Annotated in this window: 14 protein-coding genes; 6 read left to right on the top strand and 8 right to left on the bottom strand. The window is 70.5% G+C overall.

The window, feature by feature from the left end; all coding sequences use genetic code 11:
- Positions 1-153: 153 nt before the first annotated feature.
- From NON19_RS25150 to NON19_RS25140, 3 genes are all read left to right on the top strand, one after another.
- On the top strand, positions 154-1,689 hold the full coding sequence (locus NON19_RS25150; RefSeq protein ID WP_255931339.1) for an NsdA family TPR-like regulatory protein: 1,536 nt from the start codon (positions 154-156) through the stop codon (positions 1,687-1,689).
- An 85-nt stretch (positions 1,690-1,774) separates the two neighbouring features.
- Positions 1,775-2,134, top strand: coding sequence for an ArsR/SmtB family transcription factor (locus NON19_RS25145; RefSeq protein ID WP_255931351.1), 360 nt, complete (start codon positions 1,775-1,777; stop codon positions 2,132-2,134).
- Positions 2,118-4,805 (top strand): HAD-IC family P-type ATPase, encoded by a 2,688-nt coding sequence (locus tag NON19_RS25140; RefSeq protein ID WP_372514278.1) that lies wholly within the window; start codon positions 2,118-2,120, stop codon positions 4,803-4,805. The genes NON19_RS25145 and NON19_RS25140 overlap by 17 nt, the downstream gene beginning before the upstream one ends.
- Before the next feature lie 19 nt (positions 4,806-4,824).
- Here NON19_RS25140 and NON19_RS25135 read toward each other — a convergent pair whose 3' ends face one another.
- The 3 genes from NON19_RS25135 to NON19_RS25125 form a co-directional block, all read right to left on the bottom strand.
- The gene (locus tag NON19_RS25135; protein WP_255931338.1) at positions 4,825-6,369 is read right to left on the bottom strand and encodes an LCP family protein; all 1,545 of its coding nucleotides are present in this window, start codon (positions 6,367-6,369) and stop codon (positions 4,825-4,827) included.
- Between the two features lie 273 nt (positions 6,370-6,642).
- Entirely contained in the window at positions 6,643-6,900 is a 258-nt protein-coding gene (locus tag NON19_RS25130) for a DUF397 domain-containing protein (protein ID WP_255931337.1), read from the bottom strand.
- Positions 6,897-7,709, bottom strand: coding sequence for a helix-turn-helix domain-containing protein (locus NON19_RS25125; RefSeq protein ID WP_255931336.1), 813 nt, complete (start codon positions 7,707-7,709; stop codon positions 6,897-6,899). The genes NON19_RS25130 and NON19_RS25125 overlap by 4 nt, the downstream gene beginning before the upstream one ends.
- Positions 7,710-7,823: 114 nt before the next feature.
- Between NON19_RS25125 and NON19_RS25120 the strand changes: the two genes are divergently transcribed.
- Positions 7,824-8,240 carry an ATP-binding protein gene (locus NON19_RS25120; protein ID WP_255931335.1) on the top strand — a complete coding sequence of 139 codons (417 nt, stop codon included), beginning with the start codon at positions 7,824-7,826 and terminating at the stop codon, positions 8,238-8,240.
- 95 nt (positions 8,241-8,335) lie between these two features.
- Here the strand turns inward: NON19_RS25120 and argS are convergent, their stop codons facing one another.
- A complete protein-coding gene (gene argS / locus NON19_RS25115; protein WP_255931334.1) occupies positions 8,336-10,096 on the bottom strand; it encodes an arginine--tRNA ligase in 1,761 nt (586 codons plus the stop codon).
- Between the two features lie 183 nt (positions 10,097-10,279).
- Here argS and lysS point away from each other — a divergent pair, with 183 nt between their 5' ends.
- Positions 10,280-11,950 (top strand): lysine--tRNA ligase, encoded by a 1,671-nt coding sequence (gene lysS, locus NON19_RS25110; protein ID WP_255931333.1) that lies wholly within the window; start codon positions 10,280-10,282, stop codon positions 11,948-11,950.
- A gap of 195 nt (positions 11,951-12,145) precedes the next feature.
- Here the strand turns inward: lysS and NON19_RS25105 are convergent, their stop codons facing one another.
- The 3 genes from NON19_RS25105 to NON19_RS25095 form a co-directional block, all read right to left on the bottom strand.
- Positions 12,146-13,375 (bottom strand): DUF2637 domain-containing protein, encoded by a 1,230-nt coding sequence (locus NON19_RS25105; protein WP_255931332.1) that lies wholly within the window; start codon positions 13,373-13,375, stop codon positions 12,146-12,148.
- 301 nt (positions 13,376-13,676) lie between these two features.
- Complete coding sequence (locus tag NON19_RS25100; protein WP_255931331.1) at positions 13,677-14,366, bottom strand: DUF3558 domain-containing protein; 690 nt, start codon at positions 14,364-14,366, stop codon at positions 13,677-13,679.
- Between the two features lie 149 nt (positions 14,367-14,515).
- Positions 14,516-15,361 carry a hypothetical protein gene (locus tag NON19_RS25095; RefSeq protein WP_255931330.1) on the bottom strand — a complete coding sequence of 282 codons (846 nt, stop codon included), beginning with the start codon at positions 15,359-15,361 and terminating at the stop codon, positions 14,516-14,518.
- A 220-nt stretch (positions 15,362-15,581) separates the two neighbouring features.
- Here NON19_RS25095 and NON19_RS25090 point away from each other — a divergent pair, with 220 nt between their 5' ends.
- Complete coding sequence (locus NON19_RS25090; protein WP_255931329.1) at positions 15,582-16,775, top strand: RtcB family protein; 1,194 nt, start codon at positions 15,582-15,584, stop codon at positions 16,773-16,775.
- Positions 16,776-17,261: 486 nt separating this feature from the next.
- Here NON19_RS25090 and NON19_RS25085 read toward each other — a convergent pair whose 3' ends face one another.
- Positions 17,262-17,573 (bottom strand): hypothetical protein, encoded by a 312-nt coding sequence (locus NON19_RS25085; RefSeq protein WP_255931328.1) that lies wholly within the window; start codon positions 17,571-17,573, stop codon positions 17,262-17,264.
- Positions 17,574-17,591 lie beyond the last annotated feature (18 nt).

The raw sequence follows: 17,591 nt of genomic DNA, 5'->3' as shown, positions 1-17,591 counted from the left end.
TCAACCGGCCGTCCGGCTCGGGGAGGCCTATTCCGGCCACCCCGTTAACGGCTTGGGTCAACTCACCCTTACAGTACGGAAGTTGTAAGGACGTTCGACGGGTGAAGCGCGTGACTGACGTCGAGCGGACCCCGGCTGGAGGTGCGCACCCCGATGACGACGACGGCGAAGCCGCCCGCCCTGGCCGCCGAGGCATCTTCGGTCGGCCGCCGGTGCGTTCGGTGCGGTTGTCTGCTCAGTTCGTACAACACCGATGAGCTGTGCGGCGCTTGTACCCGTGCCGCGCTGCCGCCCGCCGATGACACTCCTCGGGTGCCGGCGCGGGTCTGGTCCGATCCGGAGGTGCGTGAGGCGCTGGCCGCCTGGAACTTCGGGCTGGTCAGCCGCCTGGTGCGGCAGCGTGGTTCGATCCGGCAGGAGGACGTGGCCCAACTGACCGGTCTCAGCCAGGGTTTCTTGTCCATGCTGGAGTCCGGCGCCCGCAGACTCACCAGCATCGACCGCATCGTGGACTTCCTCGACGGGCTCGCCGTCCCCGCCGACCTGGTCCGGGTGCCCAGGCGCCGCCCGGTGCCGCGCAGCGCCCCCACCGCGTCCCCCGCCATCGCGCTGCCCGCGCAGGTGCGCAGGGCGGAGCCGGACGCGCCGTGGACCGCCGAGCACGCGGTCGCCGCGCTCACCGAGGCCAGCGCCGCGCTCACCACCGGCGGTGCGACCGCGGGCCGGCTGCCGGACCTGTCGGCGTACGCCCACAGTTGGGCCACCGCCCCGCCGTACGGGCTGGCCCGGCCGCACCGCACCGGCGCGGACGTGCCCCCGGAACTGCTCGACCAGCTCCAGGCCACCACCGACTTACTGCGCCGGATGGACCTGGAGCACGGCGGCGGCTCGCTGGCACAGGCCGGGGCGGCCCATCTGTCGGTGCTCGTCGGCCTGTTGCGCGGCGCCCGCTACGACGAGGCGACCGGGCGGCGGCTCGCCGCGATCGCCGCGGACGCGGCCGGGCAGGCGGCCTGGTACCAGCTGGACTCCGGGCGCCCGACCGCGGCTGTGCAGCGGCTGCTGCTCGCCGGGCTGCGCACCGCGCACGCCTCCGGTGACGCCCGGGTCGGTGCGGCGCTGCTGGTGCATCTGGCGGTCAGCGCCTACCGGATCGACCGCCCGCAGGTGATGGTGGAGATGCTGCGCGCCGGTCAGGAGCGCACCCGCACCCTTGACGCGCCCGCGCTGCGGGCGGTGTTGCTGGGCTGGGAGGCGCGCGGTCACGCCAAACTGGGCCGCCGCCGGGAGGCGTTGCGCGCGCTGGGGCTCGCCGCCGAACTGTGCATCCGCGGCCGTGGCGAGGACGAGCCGCACTGGCTGCCGCGGATCGAGGAGGGCGACATCCACGCGCAGGCGGGCAGTTGCCATCTCGATCTGGGCGACCACCAGCAGGCGGTCACCTCCTTCGACCTGGCCGCCGAGACGCTGCGCCCGGTGCTGGTGCGCACCCGCGGGTTCGTACTGGCCAGGACCGCCACCGCGCGGCTGCGGCTCGGCGACCCCGAGGGCGCGTACGAGGCCGGTGAGCAGGCGGTCGAGGTGGCCGCGCGGATCCGGTCGGCCTGTCTTGACGAGCAGATCCGCGGCCTCGCCGACGCCCTGCCGGGGCTGTGCCGCCGAACGTCGGTAAATAGGCCCGGCGCGTAGACTGGCCGCCTGGTCTGCAGTACGGCGGATGGGAGGGCGACGGGTGGCCGCAGAAGGCGCGGGTTTCCACGAGCCCCCCAGCCCTCTGGAACCGCCGCGGCTCGCCGATCCGCCGTCCGATGTGCTGCAGGAGGCCGCCGCGGCGTTCGGGCTGCTGGCCTCGCCCGCGCGGCTGCACATCGTGTGGGTGCTGGCGCAGGGCGAGTGCGATGTGAGCGGTCTCGCCGAGCGGGTGGGCGGTGCGCTGCCCGCGGTGAGCCAGCATCTGGCCAAGCTCAAGCTGGCCGGTCTGGTGCGTTCCCGGCGTGAGGGGCGGCGCCAGGTGTACCTGGTGGACGACCCGGACGTGGTGACCATCGTGCGCCTGATGGTGGGGCAGTTGGCCGACCGCGGTGCCGGGCGGCGCTCCGGGCGCCCGGAGGGCCTTCGTGGCCTGGGCGGGTAGCGCCGCCGTTCCGGCGGGGGCCGAACGGACCCCCGACCGCGTGCTGACCGGGGTGGTCGGGGCCGGTCTCACCTCGCTGGAAGTGCTGCGGCGGCTGGACGCCGGGCCGCGCGGCCTGGTCGAGGACGAGGCCACCCGGCGGTTGCAGCGGTACGGGGAGAACGCGGTGCTGCCGCGGCGTCCGGCCGCCTGGGCGTGGCGGCTGCTGGGGACGTTGCGCGATCCGTTCACCGCCGTGCTGCTCGGGCTCGGGGTGGTCTCGGCGTTCGCCACCTCGTGGAGCACCGCCTGTGTGATAGCGGTGCTGGTCGCGGTGAGTTGTGTGCTGCGGTCGGCGGGGGAGTACCGCGCCGACCGGTCGGTGGCCGCCCTGCGTGACCTGGTCGCCACCACCGCGACGGTGCAGCGCCGGGCGGACGAGGAGTCGGCGCCGCTGGTGCGGGAGATCCCGGTCGAGGAACTGGTACCGGGCGACGTGGTGCGGCTCGGCCCGGGCGACATGGTCCCGGCCGACGTGCGGCTGCTGCGCGCCGACGGGCTGACCGTGCACCAGGCGGCGCTCACCGGGGAGTCGGCGCCGGTGGCCAAGCGGGTGCCGGACACCCCGGTGGAGCTGGCGCGGCCGTTGTTCGACCAGCCGCACCTGTGCTTCGCGGGCAGCAGCGTGACCGCGGGCACGGCCACCGCCGTGGTGACCGCGACCGGTGCCGACACCCACTTCGCCAGCGCGCACCGCGGCCCGACCGGGCGCCGCCGCGGGGCGTTCGACCGGTCGGTGAACGGGATCTCCTGGACGCTGATCCGCTTCATGACGCTGACCGCGCCGCTGGTGCTGCTGGCCAACACCGTGCTGCGCGGACGCGGCCTGGAGACGCTGCCGTTCGCGGTGGCCGTCGCGGTGGGCCTCACCCCCGAGATGCTGCCGGTCATCGTGACCACCGCCCTGGCGCGCGGCGCCGCGCAGTTGGCGCGCCGGGTCGGCGTGATCGTCAAACGGCTGCCCGCGCTGCACGACATGGGCGCGGTCGATGTGCTGTGCGTGGACAAGACCGGCACCCTCACCCAGGACCAGCTCACCGTCGACTGCTACCTGGACACCGACGGCCACACCGACCCCGCGGTGCTGCACTGGGCGGCCGTCAACAGCCTGTGGACGATCCAACTCGCCGACGTCCCGGCCCCGGACGCCCTGGACGAGGCGATCCTCGCGGCGGCGAAGGCGGCAGGCGGCCCGGCCGCCGACCGCGATGACCTGCTGTGCCGCACACCCCCGCCGCCTGCGCGGCCGGAGCGCGCCTTGTCGGCCGTCCACGAACCGGCGGCCGCGCGTGCGACGCTCATGGACGTGGGCGGCGTCGACGTGATCCCGTTCGACCCCGCGCGCCGGGTGGTCACCGCGGTCGTGCAGCGGCCCGGGCGGCCCGCGGTGCACACCCTGGTGGTCAAGGGCGCGGTCGAGGACGTGCTGGACCGGTGCGCGATCGACGAGGAGACCCGCGCCCGGGTGCTGCGGCTGGCCGGGCGCCACGCCGCGCGGGGCCTGCGGCTGCTGGCGGTCGCGCTGGCCGACCGCCCGGCCCGCGCCCGCCCGTACACCCCGGCCGACGAGCGCGGGTTGACGCTGCTGGGCATCGTCGGGCTGCGCGACGAGCTGACCGCCACCGCCGCCGACGCGCTGGCGGCGCTGGCCCGGCGCGGGGTGGCCGTCAAGGTGCTCACCGGTGACCATCCCGGCACCGCCGCCCGGGTCTGCGCGGAGCTGGGGCTGACGCCCGGCGAGATCGTCACCGGCGACCGGATCGACGCGCTGGACGACGCGCGGCTGGCCCAACTCGCCGACACCACAACGGTGTTCGCCCGCTGCACCCCCGCGCACAAGGCGCGTGTGGTGCGCGCGCTGCGCCGTGGCGGGCACGCCGTGGGGTTCCTCGGCGACGGCGTCAACGACGTGGCCGCGATGCACGCCGCCGACGTGGCGCTGTGCCCGCACGCCGCCGTGGACGTCACCCGCGAGGCCGCCGACGTGGTGCTGGCCGAGAAGGACCTGACCGCGATCGACTCCGCGGTGGCCGCCGGACGGCACAGCACCGGCAACATCGCCACCTATCTGCGGATCGCCGTCTCCTCCAACGTCGGCAACGTGATCTCCATGCTGGCCGCCGGAGTGCTGCTGCCGTTCCTGCCGATGCTTCCCGCCCAGGTGCTGGCGCAGAACCTGTGCTTCGACATCTCCCAGTTGGCGTTCGCCTACGACCGGCCGGACGCGGCCTCGGTACGCCGCCCCTCGGTGCTGCGGCCGTATGCGTTCAGCCGGTACATCACCGTCTTCGGGCTGGTCAACGCCGCTGCGGACCTGGCGACCTTCGCGGTGCTGGGGGTGTTCACCCGGGGGCAGACCGCGTTCCACTCCGGGTGGTTCACCGAGAACCTGATCACTCAGGCGCTGGTGATGCTGCTGTTGCGCACCGCGCGCGGCCCCCTTCCGGGGGCCTTGCGGTGGGCGACGGGAGCGCTCGCCGCCGTCGGGCTGCTGCTTCCGCTTTCGCCGCTCGGGGCGGCGTTGGGCTTGGCGGCGTTGCCGATGGCGTACTACGGATGCCTGGTGATGGTCCTGGTCGCGTACGGGCTTGCTTTGGCGGCGTGCCGGAAGTTCGGTTGGCCGGTGGGGTGAACCCCACCGGCCAACTAGCTCACCCGTAGGACAGGTTGGAGCACGGGTTGTCGTCCGCGGAGCGGGCCTGGCTGGCGTCCTGGGACGGCAGCGCGGTCGGGGTGGGGGAGGAACCCCCCGACGTGCCGGAGGCGGCGCTCGACGCGTAGTCCTGGCCCAGCACCAGGTTGATGCCCGCGGTCGCGGTCTGCTCCAGCTTCGCGCCCGGGAAGAGCTTGGCCAGCGTCTGCGCGCCCTGCAGGTGCGCGGCGCCGTACTCGATGAGGGTGGTCGGGTGCTGCCGGGAGGTGGCGTCGGCGGTGCCGGTCACGGTGAAGTTGTCGCTCCGCAGCTTCTGCGCGGCCTTGGCGGCGAGCCCCTGGTCCATGGTGCCGTTGTAGACGGCGACCACGATTCCGGTGCCGGTGACGTCGGAGACGGGGGTGGCGGACGGCGAGGCGGTGGCCGCCGCGGGCTTCTTGCCGCCGCTGGCGTCCTGCCCGTCTATGGTCCGGTCCGCCTTCAGCTCGGCCCACAGCGCGTCCACGTCCGGGTGGACCAGGGCGACCCGCTCGCCCTGGTAGCGCCAGGGCGCGGTGATGAACTTGATGTCGTGCAGGTCGATGCCCTTCATGGACATCGCGAACGACAGCAGCTTGTCGGCCGAACCCAGGCCCGGGTCGACGGTGAGCGACTTGGTCGCCGCGTCGGCCAGCGGCAGCAGCGTCGTCGGGCTGAACCCCTCGCCCTGCACCTTCTTCATCAGGCTGGACAGAAAGGCCTGTTGGCGCCTCATTCGGCCGATGTCCGATCCGTCGCCGACACCGTGCCGCAGCCGTACGTAGTTGAGTGCCTGCTGTCCCTGGACGGTCTGCAGGCCCTTGGGGAAGATCAGGTTGCCCTTGTAGCCCAGGTTGGGGTTGAGGTCGCCCTGGTAGACGTTGTTCGGCATGCACACCTGCACGCCGCCGACCGCTGCGGTCATGGCGGCGAAGCCCTTGAAGTCGACCACCATGGTGTGGTCGACGCGCAGTCCGGTGAGCTTCTCCACCGTGTTCTGGGTGCACGCCGGGTTGCCGGACGGTGAATCGCCCATCGAGAAGGCGGAGTTGAACATCGCGCTGGGCTGCTCCGGGGACCACTTGCCGCCGGGCAGCAGGCACGGCGGTATGTCCACCAGCGAGTCACGGGGTATGGAAACGCCGACCGCGTGTTTGTGGTCGGCGTAGACGTGCAGCAGGATCGTGGTGTCCGAGTGGGCGACGTCCTGCCCGGCCGCCCCGCCCAGCGCGCTGTTGCCGCCCGCGCGGCTGTCGGAGCCGATCATCAGCACGTTCTGGCCCGCCGTGTCGGACGGCCGGTCCTTGCTCAGACCGTTGGCGTCGAACGTGGTGATGTTGCCGTTGAGCTTCAGGTACAGCGCGCCGATACCCGCCACCAGCAGCACCGCCACGGAGATGCTGACCACGGCGAAAATCTTCTTGGGGCCGCGCTTGGCCTTGCGGCCGCGGCCCTGCGCCCGCCCAGATATCTGCCCGCGCGCGGCGCGCCGCCCTCCGGTGCCTGCTCCACGGCTGCCTGTCATACTCACACCCTCGTCTGCACTTACGACGAAAAGAAGACGGTTGCACCGAAGCATTGGTTGCCCAGTTGCGCAACGTAGCGACCAAACGGACAAAGTGGGGCTTCGGAGTTACCGGACGGTATCCCGAGAGCCTGAGAGGTTCCTGAGGCCCCCGGGAAAGCGGTACCGAGAACCATAGGCCACGTACGGCAGGTCTGACCTGGGAGGTGTCCGCGCCAACCGCCCTTGTCGGACGTTCCTTCCTTGATCAGGTACAGGGTCCGTACGGTTTCTTCACACGTCCCCAGCCGCCCGCGCGGCGGCGAACGCGGCGAAGTCCGCCCAGGCGGTGGGCGTGAAGGTGAGGGTGGGACCCTCCGGGTCCTTGGAGTCCCGCACGTGGACGGCGGCGGGGTGGGAGGCGATCTCGATGCAGTTGCCGCCTTCGTCGCCGCTGTAGCTGGACTTCCGCCAGGCGTAGGCAACTTCGATGCAGTCGCCGCCCTCGCTTCCGCTGTAGCTGGACTTGACCCACTCCAGTGCGGCGTTCATCGCTCTCCTAGCAGCTGGTCCAACAGGCCATTGGTTTCCTCGGAATTGAGGGCCTGCGTCCGCAGCATCGCATACTTCCGAGCGAGGATGCTCACCTCGTCGGGATGGGAAATGAGAAGGCTTCCGCGCTGGGTTTCGGCATAGACGAGAAGGTCGTAGTCGGGCGTCTCCAGAAGGACGAACGGGCCGTCGAGCCCCGCGTGCGACTGCCGTCCGAAGGGCATGACCTGGATGGTGACGCCGGGGAGGCCTGCGCATCGACGCAGGTGCCGTACTTGTTCCTGCCACACCTCGCCGCCGCCGAGTCGGTCCATCAGCACGGCTTCGGAGAAGATGAAGCTGGCAGTGGGCGGGACCTTGCGGTGCAGGATGGCTTGACGTTCCATGCGCGTGGCGACGTTCTGCTCGACCTCTTCCTCACTGAAGAGTGGAACCCTGCTGCGGAAGACCGCCCGAGCGTAGGCTTCCGTCTGGAGCAGCCCAGGAACGACCTGATTCTGGTACGAGGAGATGGCGATGGCCTTCCGTTCGTAGTCGACGAACTCCTCGGCCCACACCGGATACTTGGCCCGCTCAGGCAGATTCCGTACCGCCACCTCAAGCGCGCCCTTGGTATCCAGTAGTTCGTCCAGCTGCTCGGCGAGATCGAGTTTCAGCGGGCGCCGCCCCTGCTCGATGGAGGCGATGGTCTCCTCATGGACGCGCAGCCGCTCGGCGAGCTCGCGTTGGGTAAGCCTCGCCCACTTGCGGAACAAGGCCACCTGGGCGCCGACGAGCCGTTCGGGAGTGGCGTTCTTCAGGGGCTTCATGCCCGACCAACTCCCCAGACCTGCCCGTACGTTACCTCGAACAAACCCGTACGAAAGATCCGTACGGGCTGAGCCACTGGTTCCGCTTCTCGACGCAACGTAACCATCTGTCGCATGAACGACAGCCCTCAACCGCCGTGTCTCGGCAGGCACTTCTACCCACGCACGCGCCGTTCCGTGCCCGCCGCCCGGGAGTTCGCACAACGGGCCTTGCGGGACTGGAACGTCGCGTCGCGCGTGGACGACATCCTGCTGTGCGTAAGCGAGTTGGCCACGAACGCGCTGCTGCACGGCGTACCGCCGGGGCGCGGTTACCAGCTCTCGCTGGGGCTGTCCGGGGATGGCGTACTGCGCGTGGAGGTGCACGACAGCGGCGACGGCGAAGTACGCATCCCCGACACGGAGGCCGAGGACGAATCCGGCCGGGGCCTACGCCTGGTGGCGTCCCTCGCCGACAAGTGGGGCGTGGGGGAACGGAGACCAGGCAAGATCGTGTGGTGCGAGTTCATGGCCACTACGCTCAGCGACTGAGTGATGCCTGGCGTCAGGGAGGCCGTCATGAGCGACAGAACGGCTGCCCCGGCAGCAGTATGCCGGGACAGCCGTGAGGGGGCGCGCTGAGGCGTTCAGAGACGCTCGGGCGTCTGGATGCCCAGGAGTTCCATGCCCTGGCGCAGGGTGCGGGCCGTCAGGTCGCACAGGAACAGCCGGTTCTCCACCATCGCCTGGCCGCCCTCGGCCTTGAGCACCGGACAGTGCTCGTAGAACGCGGTGTACGCGGACGACAGGCCGTACAGGTACGAAGCCAGCTTGTGCGGCTCGTAGGTCTCCCGTACCGAGGCCAGGGTCTCGGCGAACTCGTCCAGGGACAGGCCGAGTTGGCGCTCGGCTGGGGCCAGCGGCAGCTCCGGGTGCGCCTTCGGCGCGACCTCGCCCGCCTTGCGGATGATGGAGCGGATCCGCGCGTAGGCGTACTGCAGGTACACGCTGGTGTCGCCGTTGAGCGAGACCATCCGGTCCAGGTCGAAGGTGTAGTCCCGGGTGAGCGAGGTGGACAGGTCGGCGTACTTCACGGCGCCGATGCCGACCTGCGCGGCCCGCTCGGCGATCTCCTCGGGCGTCAGGTCCTTGCTCTTGTCCGCGATGACCGCGCGCGCCCGGTCCACCGCCTCGTCCAGCAGGTCGACCAGCCGGACCGTCTCGCCCTCACGGGTCTTGAACGGCTTGCCGTCCTTGCCCAGCACCGTGCCGAACGGCAGGTGCCTCGCGGTGACCTCGTCGGTCAGCCAGCCCGCCCGGCGGGCGGTCTCGAAGACCATCTTGAAGTGCAGCGCCTGGCGGGCGTCGACCACGTACAGCAGGGTGTCGGCGCGCAGGTTGCCGGTGCGGTCGCGGATCGCGGACAGGTCGCTGGCCGCGTAGCCGTAACCGCCGTCGGCCTTGCGGACGATCAGCGGCACCGGTGTGCCGTCCTTGGCCTTGATGGCGTCGAAGAACACGCACAGCGCGCCGTTGGACTCCACCGCGACGCCGGACTCCTCCAGCAGCTTGCAGGTCTCGGCCAGCATGTCGTTGTACGCGCTCTCGCCGACGATGTCCTCGTCGCGCATCTCGACGGCCAGCTTGTCGTAGACCGAGTAGAAGTAGATCTTCGACTCGTCGACGATCTTGTGCCACAGGGCGAGCGTCTGCTCGTCGCCCGCCTGCAGGTCGACCACCCGGCGCCGGGAGCGGTCCTTGAACTCCTCGTCCGAGTCGAACAGCGCCCGCGACGCCTTGTAGAGCCGGTTGAGCCGGGACATGGCGCCCTCACCGCTGTCCCCGTCGGAGGGGTGGTCCAGCTCGTGCGGGTGCTCGATCAGGTACTGGATGAGCATGCCGAACTGGGTGCCCCAGTCGCCGATGTGGTGGCGCCGGATCACCGTCTCGCCCGAGAACTCCAGGATCCGCACGAGGGCGTCGCCGATCACCGTCGAGCGCAGATGGCCGACGTGCATCTCCTTGGCCACGTTGGGCTGCGAGTAGTCGATCACGGTACGGCCGGGCCGCTCGGTGTACGGCACGCCGAGCCGGTCGTCGGCGGCGCGGGCGGCGAGCGTGTTGATGATCGCCGTGTCGGTGACGGTCAGGTTCAGGAAGCCGGGGCCCGACACCTCGATCCCGGCCAGCACGTCGTCGGCGGGCAGGTGCTCGACGACCTGGGCGGCCAGCTCGCGCGGGTTGGCCTTGTTCCGCTTGGCCAGGCCCAGCACCCCGTTGGCCTGGAAGTCCGCCCGGTCGCTACGTCGCAGCAGCGGATCGGCGTCGGCGGCCGACGGCACCGCGGCGGCCAGGGCCGCGGAGACGCGCTGCTGGATCGTGGCGGAGAGGGATGGGACCGAAGCCATGGGATGGATGCCGTTCCTTGTATGGGTGACACGGTTCGAATCGTTCCGAGTATCCCATGGCCGCCATGGCGAAGGGCTCTCCTTCGGGGATGGGACAATCGAGTGGGGACATGTAGCCGCCAAGGCCCCGCACCCCTGGATTGATGTGGATTGACGCGGATCAACCGGAAGGAAGCACAGACAGTGGCTCAGAGCACCGAAGCCGACTGGGTCGCCCGCGCTGCGGACGACGTCATCGCGGAAGCCGAGCGGCGGGCTCCGGGTAAAAAGATCGTCTGCGCCTCCGGCATCAGCCCGTCGGGCCCCATCCACCTGGGCAACCTGCGCGAGATCATGGTGCCGCACCTGGTCGCCGACGAGATCAAGCGGCGCGGCGTCGACTGCGAGCACATCCTGTCCTGGGACGACTACGACCGGTTGCGCAAGGTCCCGGCCGGTCAGCCTGCCTCCTTCGCCGAGCACATCGGCCGCCCGCTGACCTCCGTCCCGGACCCGACCGGTGAACACGCCAGCTGGTCCGACCACTTCAAGGCGCCGTTCCGGGCCGCACTGGAGCAACTGGGCGTCGAGGTGCGGGAGATCAGCCAGACCGAGATGTACACCTCGGGCGCCTACCGCGAGCAGATCCTGCACGCCATGCGCGAGCGGCAGCGGATCGACGCGGTGCTCGGCCGGTACCGCACCAAGAAGGCCAAGACGGACGAGGGCTCGGAGGGCGCCGCCGAGGACGACGAGGGCGGCACGGGCACCGCGTACTACCCGTACAAGCCGTACTGCGGCGCGTGCGGGCGCGACCTGACGACCGTCACCTCGTACGACGACGAGACCACCGAGATCTCCTACACCTGCACCGCCTGCGGCCACGCAGAGTCGTTCCGGCTGGACAGCCACGACCAGGGCAAGCTGGTGTGGAAGGTCGACTGGCCGATGCGCTGGGCCTACGAGGGCGTGACCTTCGAGTCCGGTGGCGTCGACCACTCCTCGCCGGGCTCCTCGTTCACCGTCGGCGGCCAGCTGGTGCGCGAGGTGTTCGACGGGCTGCCGCCGGTGTACCTGCCGTACTCCTTCGTCGGCATCAGCGGCATGGCGAAGATGTCCAGCTCCAAGGGCGGTGTGCCGACCGCCGGTGACGCGCTGCGCATCATGGAGCCGCAGCTGCTGCGCTGGCTGTACGCCCGCCGCCAGCCCAAGCAGGCCTTCAACATCTCCTTCGACCAGGAGATCAGCCGCACCTACGACGAGTGGGACGCGCTGGAGCGCAAGATCGTCTCGGGCACCGCCGCGCCGGTGGACATCGCGATCCACTCGCGCGCCGCCCGTACCGCCGCCGGTGAACTGCCCACCACCCCGCGGAAGGTGCCGTTCCGCACCCTTGCCTCGGTGGTCGACATCACCACCGGCCACGAGGAGCAGACCCTGCGGATCCTGCGCGACTTCACCATCGAGGACCCCATCTCCTCGCTGGACGAGACGCGGCCGCGGCTGGACAAGGCGGAGACGTGGGTGTCCACGCACGTCGACGAGGACCAGCGCACCCGGGTGCGCACCGAGCCGGACCGCGAGACGCTCGCCACTCTCGGCGACGCGGACCGCGAGGCGCTCAAGCTGCTGGTGGACGGTCTTGACGACCACTGGTCGCTGGACGGTCTGACCACGCTGGTGTACGCGGTGCCCAAGCTGCAGGCGGGGTTGGCGGCGGACGCCAAGCCCACCCCCGAACTCAAGGTCGCACAGCGGCAGTTCTTCGCCCTGCTGTACAAGCTGCTGGTCGGACGGGACACCGGTCCGCGGCTGCCCACCCTGCTGCTCGCGGTCGGCGCCGACCGGGTGCGCGAGCTGCTGGCGGCCAGCTAGCGGTTGGGCTTCGCCGATTCCTTCGCCGGGGCGCGGTGGCCGTATGGCTGTCGGTCCCGGCGGAGTCGGCTTGCGGACGGTGCGGCACCGCCGGGCTGCGCCGCTGTGGTTGCCCGCCGCCGCGGCGGTTCTTTGGTGGGCGCAGGGGTGGTTCTTTGTCGGGGGCAAGCCCCCAAGCCCCCGGCGGCGGAGAACCTACGCGATGTGGTCTTCCATTAGTTCACCGTTGAGCCGGGCCGTGAACTCGTCCATGTACTGAGTGAGTTCGCGGCCCTGCAGGAGCACCCCGTACTCGGCCTTGACGTTGTCGGCGAACGCGCCGGGCGTCGGCATGCCCTCGCCCTGTATCGAGCGACGGAACACCTGGTACAGATCCTGCTCCGACGGCGCCGCCCCCTGTACGCCCTTGCCCAACGGCCGTGTACCGCCTGCCCCGTTGGGCACCTGGAACTGCGGCTCCGGCGCCTGGGCCTGCTCCGGCTCGGGCACCGGCACCGGCTCGGGCTCCGCCGCGCGCGGCTGCGGCACCGCGACCTGCTGCTGCTCGTGGTACCAGGGCTCGTACTCCTGCGGGGGGCCGTACGTGGGCGGCTCGAAGTTCGGGTCGTAGTCACCTTGGTACCGCACATGCTGGGTCGGGGCGAACCACTGGCTCGGCGCCTCCTCGGCGACCACGGCGGGCCCCGCCGCCTGGGTGGCCTTGGGCTCCAGCTGCGGTGCCGCGGGCAGCAGTTGGGGCTCGATCCCCGCCGCCGCGAGACCGGCGGGAGCGGTCTGCGCCAGCGGCACCCCGTACCGCGCGAGGCGCAGCGGCATCAGGGACTCCACCGGAGCCTTGCGCCGCCAGCCCCGCCCGAAGCGGGACCGCAGCCGCGCCTGATACACCAGCCGCTCCTGCTCCAACTTGATGACCTGGTCGTACGAGCGAAGCTCCCACAGCTTCATCCGCCGCCACAGCAGGAACGTCGGGACCGGCGCCAGCAGCCAGCGGGTGAGGCGGACGCCCTCCATGTGCTTGTCGGCGGTGATGTCCGCGATCCGCCCGACAGCGTGCCGGGCGGCCTCGACGGTGACGACGAACAGCACCGGGATGACGGCGTGCATCCCCATGCCCAGCGGGTCGGAGGCCGCGGCGGCGTTGAACGCCACGGTCGCGATGGTCAGCAACCACGCCGTCTGCCGCAGCAGCGGGAACGGCATGCGGATCCAGGTCAGCAGCAGGTCGAGAGCCAGCAGGACGCAGATGCCCGCGTCGATGCCGATGGGGAAGAAGTAGGCGAAGGTGCCGAACCCCTTCTTGATGGCCAGCTCGCGCACGGCCGCGTACGAACCGGTGAAGCCGATACCGGCGATGACCACCGCACCAGCGACGACCACCCCGATCAGCATCCGGTGCGTGCGTGTGAGCTTCAGTGGCGCGGCCACTCGCAAACCCCTCCCTGCTCGGTCCGTTGCCAGCGACAGCCTGGCACATGTGTACGGGAGGGCGTGGGCTGGTCTGGACGAGCCGGGGCGGCCCCCCGAGCGGGAAGTCGTCGCTGGCTCGGGGCGCGCTCCGCGCGGACGCTACACACGGTGATCGACGATCCCGGTGCCCGCACCGGCCGACAGCCGGTGCGTACGGCTCATCCGTATCGCGGACATCCCGCGGCCCTCCCGCGCTCGCCAACTGGCGCGGCACAGCCTGCCATACGCGGCGGGCGCGCAGCGCGGGAGGACCCAACCGTTACTTCAGCGAGGCCAGCGCTTCCTTGGCCGCCTGCTGGGTGTCCTTGTCCATTTCGTCGGCCTTGGGCTTGTCGTCGCCCTGCATGCCCGCGCCGTTGAAGTCGACCACCAGCACGACGTTGGCGGACCGGGCCACCACGGTGGCGTTGTGGTAGGGGTCGTCGCCCTTCTTGTCGTCCCAGGTGATCAGGGTGGCGCTGTCGCCGAGCCCGCTGAGCTGGGTGGTCTTGGGGCTGGTCGCCTTGCCGGTGGTGGTCTGTACGGCCTGCTGGAACGCGGACTTCGCCTGGTTCTCCGCGGATGTGGTGGGGATCGAGTCGAACCGCTGGAACGAGTCGTCCAGGTAGCGGAACTGGTACCCCTCCAGACCGTTCCAGGAGCAGCCGCCGCGGTCCTTGGGGTCGTTGGAGTTGGCCGCCGTGCCGTCCGGGTTCTTCGCGCTCTGCACCAGGTGGTTGACGGTGTCCTGCGACATGGCCTTGCAGGAGTCGGGAAGCGTCTTGTACTTCGCCGGGGCGAGCGAGGACGAGGCGGCGGACGAGGAGGAACCGGAGGCCGATGATCCGGCCTGCCCCTGCTGGCTCTTGGCGCTTGAGCCGGAGCCCGAGGAGCAGCCGGCGAGCAACATCACCGGCACAGCGGCACACGCGATCAGTCGGGCGAGGTGCGGAGCAGCTGGTCTGTGCATGGGTCCTTCTGTCGTTGTGGGGCGGTTGTTGCGTGACGCGCGACCGTCCCGGCCGCAGCCGTAAACCGACACGATACGTGCTCGGCGTGGCGTGTTGTCCTTCCACGCACTCAATGTGCTATTCGTCTCGCCGCTGCCCCGTGGCGGCCTTACTCTTCGATTTTCCTGGCCAGTTCCTGCGCCAGGCCGTGCGCGCCGAGTTGCAGGTCGACGCTCGGCGGGATCACCGACGCGTTGGTGGACCACTGCGAGAACTCGATGGTGACCAGCACGTTGGCGGTGCGGAACACCACGGTCACATCGCGGTGCACCCCGGAGTCCTGGGTCATCACCGCGTCGTTGAGGTACGCCTCGTCGCCGATGCCGCCGACCCGGCGCGGCGCGGTGTCGGACGCGGCGGCGGAGGCGGAGGCGCTCGCGGCGGACGACGGCTGTGCTGGGGAGGGCGCGCTGGCGCTGGCGGTCGGAGGCTGGCTCGGTGCCGGGCTCCGCGCGGCGGTTGCGCTGGGCGCGGGTGACGCGGCGGGGATGTGGGCCGCGGCCGCCATCCGCTCGTACTCCTGGGCGGCCTTGTCCTCATCGCTGACGGCCGGGTCGTAGCTGACCACGCGTTCGAAGTCGATGTGCAGATAGCGGTTGCCACCGGCGACCGAGCCGCTCCACTTGCAGCCGACCCGGCGGTCGGTGTCGAACGTGGCGGCGGCCTCGCCGTCGTAGTCCTGGGAGTTGGGCAGCAACTGGTGCAGCGTGGTGGAGCTCACGGCGCCGCACGGCTCTGGAAGGGTGCGGTACTTGCCGGGCGGGGCGGCGCTCGCGGAGTCGCTTCGGCTGCTGATGCCCGAGTTGTCGCTGGAGCCGCCGTGGCCGCCGGGACCCGAGCAGGCGGTGAGCGCGGCGAGTGCGGTGAGCGAGAGGACGCCCGCTATGGCACCGGTGCGGCGCGCCCTGGGCGTGTTGCCGGTCAGTCCTTCGCCGGTCGCTCCCCTTTGCGTCACTGGCCTGGCCCCCTTTCGAAAACGCGTTGCCGCTGCGGGGCGGCCCGTGAACACAATGTCTACCGCAGAGATCGCCAGCGCCGCCGGTCGCGGGTGTTGATTGGGTCGTTTCGCCCTCAAATCTTGTTTCGACTAAGAAGCGCTAGGTTTGCCTGTTTTTTCGTTGATGTCAGTCGGTGAGTCGAACACCGAGAGCAGTGAGTCCAACCCAGGGGGAGAGATGACGTACACCGAGGTGCCCGGCGTCCGGGTGCCGATCCGCATGTGGACCGATCCGGCCGGTGTCGAGGACGTGGCGATGCGGCAGCTGCGCAACGTCACCACGCTGCCGTGGATCAAGGGCCTGGCCGTGATGCCGGACGTGCACTACGGAAAGGGCGCGACCGTCGGTTCGGTCATCGCCATGCAGGGCGCCGTCTGCCCGGCCGCGGTCGGAGTGGACATCGGCTGCGGGATGAGCGCGGTGCGCACCTCGCTGACCGCCAACGATCTGCCCGGTGACCTCTCCCGGTTGCGCTCCAAGATCGAGCAGGCCATTCCGGTGGGCCGCGGCATGCACGACGAGCCGGTGAACCCGGCCCGGCTGCACGGGTTCCGCACGGCGGACTGGGACGGGTTCTGGTCCGGGTTCGGGCGGCTGGCGGAGGCGGTCCGGTTCCGCGAGGAGCGGGCGGGCAAGCAGATGGGGACGCTCGGGTCCGGCAACCACTTCTGGGAGCTGTGCCTGGACACCGACGGCGCGGTGTGGATCATGCTGCACTCCGGGTCCCGGAACATCGGCAAGGAGCTGGCCGAGTACCACATCGGCGAGGCCCAGAAGCTGCCGCACAACCAGGGCCTGATCGACCGCGACCTCGCGGTGTTCATCGCGGACACCCCGCAGATGGCCGCCTACCGGCGCGATCTGTTCTGGGCCCAGGAGTACGCGAAGCACAACCGCGCGATCATGATGGCGCTGTCGCAGGACGTGATCCGCAAGGAGTTCAAGAAGGCCAACGTGACCTTCGACGAGGTGATCTCCTGCCACCACAACTACGTCAGCGAGGAGCGCTACGAGGGCGTGGACCTGCTGGTCACCCGCAAGGGCGCGATCAGGGCGGGCGGCGGCGACTACGGCATCATCCCCGGCTCCATGGGCACCGGTTCCTACATCGTGCGCGGACTGGGCAACGAGGCGTCCTTCAACTCGGCCTCCCACGGCGCCGGTCGGCGGATGAGCCGCAACGCGGCGAAGAAGCGCTTCTCCACACGGGACCTGGAGGAGCAGACCCGGGGCGTGGAGTGCCGCAAGGACTCCGGCGTGGTCGACGAGATCCCGGCCGCCTACAAGCCGATCGAGCAGGTCATCGACCAGCAGCGGGACCTGGTGGAGGTCGTCGCCAAGCTCAAGCAGATCATCTGCGTGAAGGGCTGACGGACGTCTTGTTCCCGGGGCGGTCCCGCGAGGTTCTGTGGTTCGGGTCCGGGAAGATCAGTGAACCCTCGCCGTCTTCGAACGCGCTGGTGAGGGGACCTGGCGTGAGGCTCGGTCGGGGGGCTCGGTCGGGGTGCTCGTGCTGGTCGTGGGCGGCAGTCCGCGGTCTTGATCGTCTGACGGGGCGCATCGGTGTGGCTTCGCCGGTTCCTCCGCGTCGCGAGCCCGGTGCCCCCTGCCATCCGGTTCACGGTGTGGCTGCGCAAGCTGCCTGATGACCGCTTCACCACGCCTGTGACCAGCCCTGCTCGCCATTGCCGCTGTCGGCGTGCGCTTCGGGATGTTCCGGCAGGCGAAGCGGAACCTTCTCGGGAGATCGCACGCAGCCGTTCGCGGCGCGCACCGCGGGGCAAATGCCCGCGTGGACCGTGCAGCCTGACCCACTCGGCGGTAGGGTCGGTCATTTCCCCGCCACGTACCGCCCGTTCACCGGGAGAGCGCCGCGGCCCACAGAACGGCCGTCCCCGTGCCGAACAGGACGAGGTGAACGGTCAGGGTGCGCCACAGCCGCAGTAGCGCGGCCAGCGCGCTCCCGCAGCCGAGGATGGCGGTGGCCGTCCAGGCGATCTCGGCCGCGTCCTGGGCTTGCTGGGCGAGGTCCTGCTCGGAGGGCGCGCCGAAGGACAGGGTGCTCATCATCGCGCTGTAGGCGAGAACAGCCCAGACCAGCACGCTGAGAAGGCCGACCAGGACGGCACATGGAGTGTCCATCGCTCGGCGGGGGCGCATGGTGTTCATGCTGCTGATCGTTTCACG

Origin of the sequence: Streptantibioticus rubrisoli (genome assembly GCF_024436055.1) — a bacterium.
GTDB classification, from domain to species: Bacteria; Actinomycetota; Actinomycetes; order Streptomycetales; family Streptomycetaceae; genus Streptantibioticus_A; species Streptantibioticus_A rubrisoli.
This window is presented reverse-complemented; position numbering and strand designations above follow the sequence as displayed.

Bases quoted from the DNA above. Each gene is read 5' to 3' on its own strand.
- argS (WP_255931334.1), bottom strand. From the start codon at position 10,096: ATGGCTTCGGTCCCATCCCTCTCCGCCACGATCCAGCAGCGCGTCTCC.
- NON19_RS25135 (WP_255931338.1), bottom strand. From the start codon at position 6,369: ATGACAGGCAGCCGTGGAGCAGGCACCGGAGGGCGGCGCGCCGCGCGC.
- NON19_RS25100 (WP_255931331.1), bottom strand. From the start codon at position 14,366: ATGCACAGACCAGCTGCTCCGCACCTCGCCCGACTGATCGCGTGTGCC.
- NON19_RS25150 (WP_255931339.1), top strand. From the start codon at position 154: ATGACGACGACGGCGAAGCCGCCCGCCCTGGCCGCCGAGGCATCTTCG.
- NON19_RS25130 (WP_255931337.1), bottom strand. From the start codon at position 6,900: ATGAACGCCGCACTGGAGTGGGTCAAGTCCAGCTACAGCGGAAGCGAG.
- NON19_RS25125 (WP_255931336.1), bottom strand. From the start codon at position 7,709: ATGAAGCCCCTGAAGAACGCCACTCCCGAACGGCTCGTCGGCGCCCAG.
- NON19_RS25085 (WP_255931328.1), bottom strand. From the start codon at position 17,573: ATGAACACCATGCGCCCCCGCCGAGCGATGGACACTCCATGTGCCGTC.
- NON19_RS25090 (WP_255931329.1), top strand. From the start codon at position 15,582: ATGACGTACACCGAGGTGCCCGGCGTCCGGGTGCCGATCCGCATGTGG.
- NON19_RS25120 (WP_255931335.1), top strand. From the start codon at position 7,824: ATGAACGACAGCCCTCAACCGCCGTGTCTCGGCAGGCACTTCTACCCA.